This is a genomic window from Nostoc sp. 'Peltigera membranacea cyanobiont' 213, assembly GCF_002245975.1.
Taxonomy (GTDB): Bacteria; Cyanobacteriota; Cyanobacteriia; order Cyanobacteriales; family Nostocaceae; genus Nostoc.
The window spans coordinates 17326-30014 of record NZ_NOLI01000044.1 but is presented as its reverse complement, the minus strand read 5'-3'; the positions used below and the strand labels follow the sequence as shown (position 1 = coordinate 30014).

The 12689-nt window shown below is 41.2% G+C and carries 11 protein-coding genes; all 11 read left to right on the top strand.

Annotated elements, in window-relative coordinates; translation table 11 throughout:
• Window positions 1-35 precede the first annotated feature (35 nt).
• The 11 genes from CDG77_RS14510 (at window position 36) to CDG77_RS14460 (ending at window position 12647) form a co-directional block, all read left to right on the top strand.
• Entirely contained in the window at window positions 36-767 is a 732-nt protein-coding gene (locus CDG77_RS14510; RefSeq protein ID WP_094330064.1) for a 15,16-dihydrobiliverdin:ferredoxin oxidoreductase, read from the top strand.
• Between the two features lie 42 nt (window positions 768-809).
• Window positions 810-1556, top strand: a complete 747-nt coding sequence (locus tag CDG77_RS14505) for a phycoerythrobilin:ferredoxin oxidoreductase (protein ID WP_094330083.1) — start codon at window positions 810-812, stop codon at window positions 1554-1556.
• A gap of 981 nt (window positions 1557-2537) precedes the next feature.
• On the top strand, window positions 2538-2684 hold the full coding sequence (locus CDG77_RS36515; protein ID WP_190233980.1) for a hypothetical protein: 147 nt from the start codon (window positions 2538-2540) through the stop codon (window positions 2682-2684).
• Window positions 2685-3021: 337 nt separating this feature from the next.
• Window positions 3022-4251 (top strand): sedoheptulose 7-phosphate cyclase, encoded by a 1230-nt coding sequence (locus tag CDG77_RS14500; RefSeq protein ID WP_094330063.1) that lies wholly within the window; start codon window positions 3022-3024, stop codon window positions 4249-4251.
• A gap of 4 nt (window positions 4252-4255) precedes the next feature.
• Entirely contained in the window at window positions 4256-5089 is an 834-nt protein-coding gene (locus tag CDG77_RS14495) for an O-methyltransferase (protein ID WP_094330062.1), read from the top strand.
• A 114-nt stretch (window positions 5090-5203) separates the two neighbouring features.
• Entirely contained in the window at window positions 5204-6232 is a 1029-nt protein-coding gene (locus tag CDG77_RS14490) for a D-alanine--D-alanine ligase family protein (protein WP_094330061.1), read from the top strand.
• 224 nt (window positions 6233-6456) lie between these two features.
• Entirely contained in the window at window positions 6457-7890 is a 1434-nt protein-coding gene (locus CDG77_RS14485) for an ATP-grasp enzyme (protein ID WP_442946420.1), read from the top strand.
• Between the two features lie 84 nt (window positions 7891-7974).
• Window positions 7975-9303: an ATP-grasp enzyme gene (locus CDG77_RS14480; RefSeq protein ID WP_094330059.1), complete on the top strand. Its 1329-nt coding sequence runs from the start codon at window positions 7975-7977 to the stop codon at window positions 9301-9303.
• Window positions 9304-9921: 618 nt separating this feature from the next.
• Window positions 9922-10944: a tetratricopeptide repeat protein gene (locus CDG77_RS14470; RefSeq protein ID WP_094330057.1), complete on the top strand. Its 1023-nt coding sequence runs from the start codon at window positions 9922-9924 to the stop codon at window positions 10942-10944.
• 170 nt (window positions 10945-11114) lie between these two features.
• A complete protein-coding gene (locus CDG77_RS14465; protein WP_094330056.1) occupies window positions 11115-11333 on the top strand; it encodes a hypothetical protein in 219 nt (72 codons plus the stop codon).
• 147 nt (window positions 11334-11480) lie between these two features.
• Window positions 11481-12647 carry a pyridoxal phosphate-dependent aminotransferase gene (locus CDG77_RS14460; RefSeq protein ID WP_094330055.1) on the top strand — a complete coding sequence of 389 codons (1167 nt, stop codon included), beginning with the start codon at window positions 11481-11483 and terminating at the stop codon, window positions 12645-12647.
• Window positions 12648-12689 lie beyond the last annotated feature (42 nt).

The window sequence follows — 12689 nt, the reverse complement described above, 5'->3', positions numbered from 1 at the left end:
TTTATTTTCATGCAAGGGTTAATAAGTAATGCTCTATGTATAAGCCTTTCCTGGAATTTTTAGAAAAAGAGCTATTTCAGCGCTTTGATTTACAAAGTAGGGTCATTCCCCCTGGTTTGGAATTCAAAGTTAGCGATCGCGGCAGAAACCCTGCAACCATTCAGAGTTGGTGTTACCAATCTCAAGAGTTGCGGAAAATTCGCTATACCTATATTGATGCCGGAGAAAGCGCCCAAATTTTTAACAGCGTGATTTATCCTAGTCATCACTACGATTTACCTCTGCTAGGGATTGATTTTTTATCCTTTGGTAAAGTCAAAAACTTGATTGTGCTTGACTTTCAGCCTTTATTCCAGGATGAAGATTATCAAAACAAATATATAGCTCCGCTAAAATATCTCCATAATAAATACCCGGATTTGGCACAAAACTTAGAAATGAAGTTTTACGATGCTAATCAGTATTTCTCTAAGTACCTATTGTTTGCCAAAACCGATCCTGAAACAGTTGCAACGCGAGTGTTTGAAGCTTTTCAGGATTATTTAAACTTGTATTGGCAAATGCTAGCAGATGCCCAAGCGCTTCAAGATCCTGAAGATATCCAACGGATTGTTAAAGCTCAAAAAGACTATGACCAATATAGTGCAGACCGAGATCCAGCATCTGGTTTGTTTAGCAGTTATTTTGGTCATGAATGGTCAGAGCGCTTTCTCCATGAGTTCTTATTTGAAGATGCTGTTCCCCTAGCAGTTGCCAGCAAAAGATAATCGTTGGTTGAAGTTGGAATTTTGAATTGGAGCGAAGCTACCTTGACACTTTATCAGCCATTTCTGGATTATGCGATCGCCTACATGCGATCGCGCTTAGACTTACAACCCTACCCGATTCCCACTGGGTTTGAGTCCAAAAGCGCTGTTGTGGGCAAGGGCAAAAATCAGGAAGAGGTTGTCACCACAAGTTACGCCTTTCAAACCGGAAAATTACGGCAAATTCGTGCCGCTCATGTCCAGGGTGGCAATTCGCTGCAAGTACTGAATTTTGTGATTTTCCCCCGTCTCAACTACGATTTACCCTTTTTTGGGGCAGATTTGGTGACATTGCCAGGAGGACACCTAATTGCTTTGGATATGCAGCCTTTATTTCGGGACGATTTAGCATATCAGGCAAAATATACAGAACCAATACTACCTATTTTCCATACTCATCAACAGCATCTATCTTGGGGAGGAGATTTCCCTGAAGAAGCACAGCCATTTTTCTCTCCCGCTTTCCTGTGGACTCGTCCCCAAGAAACGGCTGTAGTAGAAACTCAGGTATTTGCCGCTTTCCAAGACTATTTAAAAGCTTATCTGGATTTCGTAGAGCAAGCGGAAGCTGTAACAGATTCCCAAAATTTAGCGGCCATTGAGCAAGCCCAACTGCGATACCTGCGATATCGGGCTGAAAAAGACCCAGCACGAGGGATGTTTAAACGCTTCTATGGTGCCGAATGGACTGAAGAGTATATCCACGGCTTCTTATTTGACCTAGAGAGAAAATTAACAGCCATCAACTAAGCTCAACTTTATCCATTTTTTTTCACAACGCGATCGCTGAAACCTTTGTGGGACGATCTTTTTGCGTGTCAATATTTCTGTCCGATTATTTAGAAGCTCTTTTGACACTCCCCGGCGTGTTCGCCCTTGGCGTTCCCGAAGGGTACACACGGGGATTCTTGGATCTAAGACATAACTTGCTCAAACAGGTTTTCACCAATCTGAGTAGAGGTTGCATCTCCCCAAGTGCAAAGTGCATTGCATACAAACGAGAAGCACCATATTACTAGTAAGTAGCTTAGATATACCTGCTGTATAAAATATCTATCTTTAGACAGGGTTTATTAAAAATATTTGGTCGCTCAGTACACTCCCGATGGTGGATTGACTTAATTTATTTAAATATGTTATGATTTGTATAGTTCTAATGTTATGATTTGTATTGTACTTTTAAGTTACTAATCAGTAAGCTATTTGCTGATTTAAGCTAAAATAACCCAATTTAGCACTATAAAGGCAATTCAAGCAAACTTAGAAATGTTTTAGCACACAACTGTTCCTTAATAAGATTAAACTTTTATTACGATTAGCTCAGATATATTTAAATTCTGAGTTTTCAAGAGTTGCTGAGGTGGTTTTGTTGAATACTGAGCATTAACTTGGCTGAATTCAAGATAAATCATACTGACATCCTGAATAGAGTGTACTGATTTACGTATGTTTTTAGCCGTTTTATGGTTTGAGACTATTGTTAAAAAACAGTGAACTGAGGATTAATTATCCCTCCACTCTCAAATGTCATCCTAGGGATAGACAATTAATAGACAATATCAGTAGTTTACTAAAGTAGGAGTTTTAGAAAGTCTAATAGTCGGAAATTTGCTAGAGACAAACATAGTGGATAGTGGAGTTAGTAAAAATGTAGATAAAGTTCCTAAAACTCTACTGTCACTCTGAAGCAAATACAATCTAACAAGTTTAATGATATAAGGTTTGATACAAATGCTAGAAAACAGCGAACTAACGATTAATCAGGGTTCTAATCTCAAATTGAAGCTTGGAGAGCAACGATACGAACAGTTTTCTAGGGTAGATTTTTTGCGGAATCGTACAGTTGGAAAGCCATTAGATTTAAATATAGTGGAATAAATCTTATATATATTAAGATGTATTTCACAAATTTAAAATCAACAATCCCGGAAGAAACACGCAAGTATTATGTCAATATTTTGCTAGTGGGACTAGTTGATTAGTTTGAGGTTATGCCGAATTAAAGGTTAACCCACATACAGAATTTACTCAAATGAGTGGTGTTGTTTAATAACATAGCCAGTCAGCAATAGTTATTAGCTTTTTATTGAAAGCTAATTTTATAGTGACTTTTATCTAATAAAGATAAAAAGCATAATTTATTGCTGGCGTGCATTCAGGTAAATCGCAATTATTACCGAAATATCCCAATTTTTTGCAATAAAGGTCAACAGACATGAATAAGGTTCAAGCATCCTTTGAAGCTACAGAAACTGCATTTCACGTGGAAGGTTACGAAAAAATCGATTTTAGTCTTGTTTATGTGAACGGTGCATTTGATATTAACAACAGAGAAATAGCAGATAGCTACGCAAAATTTGGTCGCTGTCTGACTGTGATTGATGCCAATGTTTATGAACTTTATGGAAAGCAGATCAAGTCATATTTTAGGCACTATGACATCGATCTGACAGTATTTCCCATCATCATTACAGAGACAGCTAAAAGCCTTGAAAGCTTTGAGAAAATTGTTGACGCTTTTTCCGACTTTGGCTTAGTTCGTAAGGAACCTGTCTTAGTTGTTGGTGGTGGTTTAATTACTGATGTGGCTGGGTTTGCTTGCGCTGCTTACCGTCGCAAGAGTAACTTCATTCGGGTTCCGACAACGTTAATTGGTTTAATCGATGCAGGTGTAGCGATTAAGGTAGCAGTTAATCATCGCAAGTTAAAAAATCGCTTGGGAGCATATCATGCACCTTTGAAAGTTATCCTCGATTTCTCATTTTTGAAAACCTTACCAACGGCTCAAGTTCGTAATGGGATGGCAGAGTTAGTAAAAATCGCTGTAGTTTCTAACTCGCAAGTGTTTGAGATGCTATACGAATATGGCGAAGAACTACTTTCCACTCACTTTGGACAGGTGAATGGGACACCAGAACTTAAAGAGATTGCCCATAAACTTAACTACGAAGCAATCAAAACTATGTTGGAGTTAGAGACTCCAAACTTACATGAAATCGACCTCGATCGCGTCATAGCCTACGGACATACTTGGAGTCCTACGCTAGAGTTAGCGCCTCACGTACCCCTATATCATGGTCACGCTGTCAATATAGATATGGCTTTATCTGCAACCATTGCAGCACAACGAGGCTATATTCCAACTCTTGAGCGCGATCGCATTCTAGACTTAATGAGTCGCATCGGTCTATCACTAGATCATCCTCTACTAGATGGGGATTTATTGTGGGATGCTACCGAGTCTATAAGCTTGACGCGAGACGGTAAACAACGCGCAGCTATGCCTCGGCCTATTGGTGAGTGCTTCTTTGTCAACGATTTGACTCGTGAAGAACTTGATGCTGCCGTAGCTGAACATAAACATCTTTGTGCTAGATACCCTCGTGGTGGTGAAGGCGTTGATGCCTACATCGAAAGTCAAGAAGCTCAACTCTTGGGGGTGTGAAGATATGACAAGTGTTTTAGGACGAGAAACAGCTAGACCGATAACGCCACACAGTATTTTAGTAGCCCAGCTACAGCAAACTCTGAAATTAGCAGAAGAAAGCAATATCCCCATAGAGATATTAGATTCTCTGCGTCAGGGAGTTGAATTAGCGGCGGGTTTAGATCCCTATCTGGATGATTACACCACTCCAGAATCGAGTGCCTTGACAGCATTGGCGCAAAGAACAAGCATTGAAGACTGGAGTAAACGTTTCAGCGATGGTGAAACAGTGCGTCAATTAGAACAAGAAATGCTCTCAGGGCATTTGGAAGGACAGACATTGAAAATGTTTGTTCACATGACCAAGGCAAAGCGCATCCTAGAAGTAGGGATGTTTACAGGATATTCAGCCTTGGCAATGGCAGAGGCACTACCAAGCGATGGGCAACTTATCGGTTGTGAGGTTGACTCTTATGTAGCTCAATTTGCTCAAGCTTGCTTTAGTGAATCTGCACACGGTAATAAAATCGTTGTAGAAGTAGCACCTGCTTTAGAGACACTCCACAAGCTGGCAGCAAGAAAAGAATCATTTGATTTAATCTTCATTGATGCCGATAAAAAGGAGTATGTAGAGTACTTCCAGACTATCTTAGATAGTGACTTGCTAGCTCCTGACGGGTTAATCTGCGTGGATAACACTTTGTTGCAGGGACAAGTTTACTTACCACCCGAACAACGCACTGCCAATGGTGAAGCGATCGCACAATTCAACCGTGTTGTCGCCGCCGATCCTCGTGTAGAGCAAGTTCTGTTACCCATCCGCGATGGTATAACTCTGATTAGACGCGTGGCGTAATCGCAGGATAAAAGCAAGGGGAGAAGGGGACAATTCTTTCTCTCCCTGCCTCCCCTGCTCCCCGATCTTTCCCTACTTTCAAAGACTTATGGCAAAATCAATGGAGGATGAATCATGCCAGTACTTCGTATCCTTCATTTAGTTGGATCTGCATACAATGATTTTTACTGTGAGTTGTCACGCAATTACGCCCAAAGCTGTCTGCTAGCTACAGCAAATCCATCGCTCTATGACTTTCTGATTGCATACATCACACCCGATCGCCAGTGGCGATTTCCTTCGTCTCTGAGTCCTGAAGATATAGCTGTCGCCAAACCGATGACTCTGTTAGAGGCTATACAGTTTATAACAGCGCAAAACATTGACCTTATGTTGCCACAAATGTTTTGTATCCCTGGAATGACGCATTATCGCGCCCTATTCGACCTGCTTAAGATCCCTTACATAGGTAATACTCCAGATGTCATGGCAATAACGGCCCACAAAGCCAAAACTAAAGCAATTGTCGCAGCGGCAGGGGTGAAAGTACCTCGTGGAGAACTGCTTCGCCAAGGAGACGTGCCGACAATTACACCTCCAGCAGTCATCAAACCCGCAAATGCTGACAACTCTTTAGGGGTGTCCTTAGTTAGAGAAAAGAGTGAGTATGACGCTGCCCTGAAGAAAGCATTTGAATTTGCTTTGGAAGTGATCGTAGAAACATTCATTGAAGCCGGTCGAGAAGTCAGATGCGGTGCTATTGTCAAAGATGGGGAGGTAATCAGTTTACCCCCTGAAGAGTATCAGATAGACCCTAAAGTAAGACCTATCCGCAGCTATACTGACAAATTCAAAATACCAATCGAGGGCGACTTGGATTCAACTGCTAAAAATTATGTCCCAGGTTGGATTGTAGATATTAATGACCCGATCGTCCAAAAGGTTCAGCAAGAAGTTAAGAAGTGTCATTTGGCTTTGGGCTGTCGTCATTATAGTTTATTTGACTTCCGAATCGATCCACAGGGCGAACCTTGGTTCTTAGAAGCCGGGTTGTTTTGTATTTTTGACCACAAAGCGGTGATTGCCTCTACAGCAAACGCAGTGGGAATTCCTTTAAATGAGTTATTTTTGACGGCAATCAATGAAGCGTTGGGCACGATGTGACGATCAGGCAAATCACCTTTTTAGCTTTCTTTTGAATTGGAATAGCACAAGGTTTTCGCTAGCTGCAAGTAATAAGCTGTCGTGTATTTAATTTGCACAGCTAGGGCGGGCAAGATGCCCACCCCACAAGAGATTTATTTTTTGGAGGATGCAAATTAAACTATTTTCAACTTAGAACTCGAATGTAAAATGTAACGCTTACTCTATATGGCGATGAACAGAAGATGAAACAATCCTCAGTGGTTGATAGGTTCCAGTATGATGTCATAATTACAACTATGAAAAACCAGATTTTTGCAGTGTTCCAAAACTTGGGCACTCTTGGATTATTGGCGATCGTATTTCCCTTCAACTTCATCGTCGTACTCATATTGCTGCTGTGGAATTTTTTCAAGCGATCGTTAAGCAAGCAAGTGGTTTTGAACGAGAATCCCAAAAATATCTTGATCGGTGGTGGTAGAATGACCAAAACCCTTCAGCTAGCGCGATCGTTTCACGCTGCTGGGCATCGAGTCATTTTATTTGATCTTGACAAATACTGGTTCAGTGGTTATCGATTTTCTAACGCTGTGGCTGGCTTTTATACAGTTCCTGACTCGCAAGAAGATTTAGAAGGCTATACTCAAGCCGTGCGTGCGATCGCTAAAAAAGAAAACATAGACTTTTTTGTTCCGGTAGGCATTTTCGCTGGCAGCTACTTTGACTCCGAGGGCAAGCCAGTGTTATCAAGCTGTTGCGAGAATTTCCACTTCGATGCCGATACAATGAAGCTACTGGATAACAAGTTTACCTTTGCAGAAATTGCCCGATCGCTCTCGCTATCTGTTCCGAAAACCTTCCTAATTACAGATTCAGAGCAAGTTCTTAAATTCGATTTTGCCAACGAAAAGCGCAAATATATTCTCAAAACTATTGTCTATGACTCTGTTTTACGCTTGGATCTGACTAAGCTACCAATGGAGTCTCACGAAAAAATGGCGCTTCACGTTAAAAGTAAGCCAATTAGTAAAGATAACCCTTGGATATTGCAAGAGTTTATTCCCGGAACAGAATACTGTACTCACAGTACAGTGAGAAATGGTGAATTAACAGTACACTGCTGCTGCAAATCATCTGCTTTTCAAGTCAATTACGAAAACGTCGATCGCCCAAAAATTAAGCAGTGGGTGAGTCATTTTGTCAAAGAATTACAACTGACTGGACAAATCTCTTTTGACTTCATTCAAGCGGAAGATGGGGCGATTTATGCGCTCGAGTGCAACGCTCGGACTCACTCTGCAATTACAATGTATTACAACCATCCAGGTTTAGCGGATGCCTATCTTAGTAAAGAGCCTCCGGTTGAACCTCTGCAACCTCTGAGTAATAGTAAGCCCACTTATTGGCTTTATCATGAACTTTGGAGACTTAATGAAATTAGATCGTTAAAGCAATTGCAAAAGTGGGTTAAAAATATTTGGCGAGGAAAAGATGCAATCTTTGAAGTTAACGATCCACTTCCTTTCTTAATGGTACATCACTGGCACATTCCTTTACTATTACTCGATAGTTTGCGTTCCTTAAGAACCTGGGTGAGGATTGATTTTTGCATCGGCAAACTCATACAGTTTGGAGAAGACGTAAAATATAAAACCTTTACCTCTGCAATCCCTAAATGATAGAGCAATTCGATTTGATTTATAAAATTATTTGCGTAAGTAGGGAAAGCGAATGATTCCACTATTATCTCAACAATTATAATTATGAGAAAGCATATTTTTGTAGTATTCCAAAACTTGGGTACTCTTGTATTACTGGCGTTAGCATTTCCCTTAAACTGCACCGTTGTCTTAACTTCGCTACTGTGGAACTTTCTCAAGCAACCATTCAGTAAGCCAATTGTTGTCAACCCCAATTCCAAAAATATCTTGATCGCTGGCGCGAGAATGACTAAAACGCTTCAGCTAGCGCGTTCATTTCATGCTGCTGGGCATCGGGTTATTATAATTGACATTGAGAAATTCTGGTCAAGTGGTAATAAATATTCAAACTCTGTTGCAGGTTTTTATACCGTTCCCGATCCAAGCAAAGACTTAGAAGGCTACGTTGAAACCCTACACGCGATCGCTAAAACAGAAAAAATCGACTTTTTTATCCCGGTAGCGATTTTTTCCGTCATCCACTACGATCGCGACAAGCCACCATTACCAGACTTTTGTGAATTTTTCCACTTCGATGCTGATGTCACAAAGAGCCTGGATGACAAGTTTGCCTTTGCCGAAACAGCGCGATCGTTCGGTTTATCTGTCCCCAAATCCTTCAAAATTACCAATCCCGAACAAGTCCTCAACTTCGACTTTTCTCAAGAGAAGCGTAAATACATTCTTAAAAGCATCCCCTACGATCAAATACGTCGCTTGAATCTCACTAAGCTACCTTGCGATACACAATCAGAAACAGCAGCATTTGTCAAGAGTCTGCCCATCAGTGAGGAAAATCCCTGGATTATGCAGGAATTCATTCCTGGAAAGGAATACTGCACTCACACTACCGCGCGAGATGGAGAGTCACGAATGTACTGCTGCTGTGAATCATCCGCCTTTCAAGTCAACTACGAAAACGTTGATCAGCTAGAAATTATGCAATGGGCGAGTCATTTTACCAAAGAACTAGGAAAAACCGGGCAACTTTCCTTTGACTTCATCCAAGCACAAGACGGAACTGTTTATGCTATTGAGTGTAACCCCCGGACTCACTCGGCCATTACGATGTTTTACAATCATCCAGGAGTAGCGGATGCCTATCTTGGTAAAGAGCCTCTGGCTGAATCTTTGCAGCCTCTTGGTGATAGTAAGCCAACCTATTGGCTGTACCACGAAGTTTGGCGGCTGAATGAGATTAGAAATTTTAAGCAACTGCAAACCTGGGTAAGAAATATCAGACGGGGGAAAGAAGCAATGTTTGAGGTGAGCGATCCTTTACCCTTTCTGATGGTACATCACTGGCAGATTCCCTTACTCATTCTCGACAATTTACGAAGACTCAAAGGTTGGATAAGAATAGATTTTAATATGGGCGAGCTTATAGAGTAATACCATGTCCGCATAATTAGTTATGATTTCCACAGTCATTGCACCCCACCCCGCCAAAGCTATGCTTTGTCTCCCCTCCCCGCTTGCGGGGAGGGGATTAATGGGAGCCAGTGCCAGGCAAACGCATCTAAATTACTCTCGATCGCAACGAAGGTTAAGAACCAACGAAAAAATCTTTCCTTTCGCGTTTGATTATTTTTTAAGCCCCAAAGCGCTCGCCTAAATTTTTCGCAATCAGGCATCATATAAAAATAAGTTGTACAAATTTAATTTGGAATAAGCTATTAGCCTTAAGTAGAACGACTTGAAAAAAACAAACTATGTAAAGTAATGTAACTTTAGCGAAAATCAGTTCGTAGTAAGGACTTTAGTCCTGATTTGAGAACTAAAGTTCAAATGGTTTACGTCTTCTGCGGTAGGCTGCTAACTCATGCCTCAGCCCTCTATTTGTATTAATTGCTTCATAAATATTTCTGTAGATATGGCAAGATAGCATACTTCTCTATATAAGTCTTATATCTAAAGATAGAAGAGAAAGGTGAAAATTTGGGAAACCTAAGAGAGGTTCATACCCAAGAGATGTCCTGCCTACTTATCGCAGAATGCAACTGAGGTTAGATGACGCAACCTTTAAATCAAGTCAAAGAGTGGGAACAACGTCGTGATGAAGCAAACCGCTACTACCAGCGCGGTAAATTTCAAGAATCTCTCGATCTTGCAACCAAGAATTTACATTTGGCTAGAGCAATTCAAGATCGGGCTAGAGAAAGTCATACATTAAACGATCTCGGTTTAGCTCACCTCAGTTGCTGGCAACCTCAAAGAGCATTAGAACGCTTTCATCAGGCGCTTTCGGTTGCTATTGAAATTGGCAACGCGCCAGCAAAAGCAACTGCACTTAGCAATCTGGGTTCTACTTACAGCCGTCTTGGACGCTTTTCGCAAGCGTTGGAATATTTTGACAAAGCACTGCCAATTTTTAGGCGATCGCAAGATACTCAAGGTGAAGTTTCTACTCTTAATGATATCGCGCTAATTTATACCCGCTTAGAAGAACCAAAACGGGCACTGTTGCTACAACACCAAATTTTGAGGATGCGGCGATTGTTAGGTGATTTTTCTGGTGAAGCAACAACACTCAATGGCATTGGGTTTGCTTATAATGTCTTGGGCAAGTTTGAGCAAGCACTGGAATTTTTTCAAGCAGCACTGCCAATTCAACGAGCCGTCAAGAATTTGCTTGGTGAAGCAACCACTTTGAATAATATTGCCTCAATCTATAGCGAGCTAGAAAAACCTAAACAAGCCTTATTGCTCTACCATCAAGTTCTTTTGACACGTCGAGCAATCAGCGATCGCTCTGGGGAGGCTACAACCCTTCACAACATTGGTTTTACCTACAGCACCCTGACAGAGCATCGCCAAGCAATGAAGTTCTACAAGCAAGCCATTGCGATCTATCAACAATTGGGCGATAGTCTCGGAGAAATTTCAACTTTACTGAATATGGGAACCCTTTACGCCACAACGAGACGCAAAAAAATGGCGCGATCGTGCTACCAAAATGCTCAAGAGTTAGCAGAGCAAATCGAACACCAGCCACTCCTAGAAAAAGTACAGCAGTTTATAGATTCACTCTAGTTAGATGCAACAGGCTCAGATTCCCGACTTTTTTAAGAAGTGGGGAATTTTTTTGTTCGAGTTGAAGCTCAAAAAGTTCGCAACTTCGTTACCACCGACCATATACTAATCAACAGGTTACGATCGATTAAGAAGTAATAATTTTTTATGGCACCGCCAGGAGTTTTTTTATGTTCATTAATGAATTGTCACCTCTATTTAGAGAATTTATCCAGCATCCAGCCTCATTTGTGGGTGGGTTATTCTCTGGTGTCCTTCGGCTGAATCTTGCGGACGATCCTGTAAAAAGCTGGCTGGATCAACAGACTCGCTCAAATAGTTATACCAGCAGCACAACAGATAGACATAATGGCAAAACAAGTGGGCCTCAACAGATTTCGATTGACTAAATTTTTGAGTAATCGTAAATCCGGTTAATTATTTTGGTGACAGACTCCCACATTGATGCAAGCACCATTGTGGGAGTCGATCGCAGAGTAACTTTCCATGTCTTCCACATTAAGAGATACTAAGTCCAAGTACATAGGCAAGGAAATATGGAATCCCTAACCTCTCGTATGCAGGGTGTACAGTCGCCAATTATTCCTGTGGTTGGGGAACTGATTAAAAATTATCCTGGAACAATCTCTCTAGGACAGGGTGTTGTTTCTTACAACCCACCACCGGAAGCCATCGAATTTTTACCCAAATTTTTCGCTGAACCCACTAATAATTTATACAAATCAGTTCAGGGAATTCCGCCGTTGCTGACAGCACTTGCAGGAAAATTGCAAGCCTTCAACGGTATTGAAATCAACGAGGAAAATTGCATCGTTGTGACAGCAGGGAGCAATATGGGATTTATGAATGCCATTCTTGCAATTACTAACCCAGGCGATGAAATTATTCTGAACACGCCTTACTATTTCAACCACGAAATGGCGATCGCAATGGCTGGTTGTCGTGTAGTGTTAGTGGCGACGGATGAAAATTACCAACTGCGAAAAGAAGCGATCGCTCAAGCAATTACTCCTAAAACACGGGCTGTAGTGACAATTTCACCAAATAACCCGACTGGAGTTGTCTATTCAGAAGCAGCATTGCGCCAAGTAAATCAAATTTGTGAAACTCGCGGCATTTACCACATCAGCGATGAAGCTTATGAATACTTTACCTATAACGGCGTAAAACACGTTTCTCCTGGTGCATTTGGGAATAGCAAGTCTACTATTTCTCTCTTTAGCCTTTCCAAAGCATACGGTTTTGCTAGCTGGCGCATTGGCTACATGGTGATTCCCAAACACTTATTTGTCGCCATCAAAAAAGTCCAGGATACGATTTTGATTTGTCCGCCAGTAATTTCCCAATATGCAGCTTTAGGGGCATTGCAAGCAAAAGCGGAGTATTTGCAGAGTAATATAGGTGCAATCGCTCAAGTACGGCAATTAGTACTCGACTCCCTTAACCGCCTACAAGGTTTATGTAGCATTACACCCGCTAATGGGGCTTTCTATTTTTTCCTGAAAGTTAATACCCAGATGGATGCTTTTGAGTTAGTTAAAAGACTAATCCAAGAATATAAAGTAGCAGTTATTCCAGGTACAACCTTTGGTATGGATGACGGATGCTACCTGCGTGTTGCTTATGGGGCGCTGCAAAAAGAGACAGCCCAAGAAGGTATAGAAAGATTAGTGCAAGGTTTGGAAACTATAGTCAGGAGTTAAAAGTCATTCCTCCTGCATACTATTGCAATCTTAGAATATAAA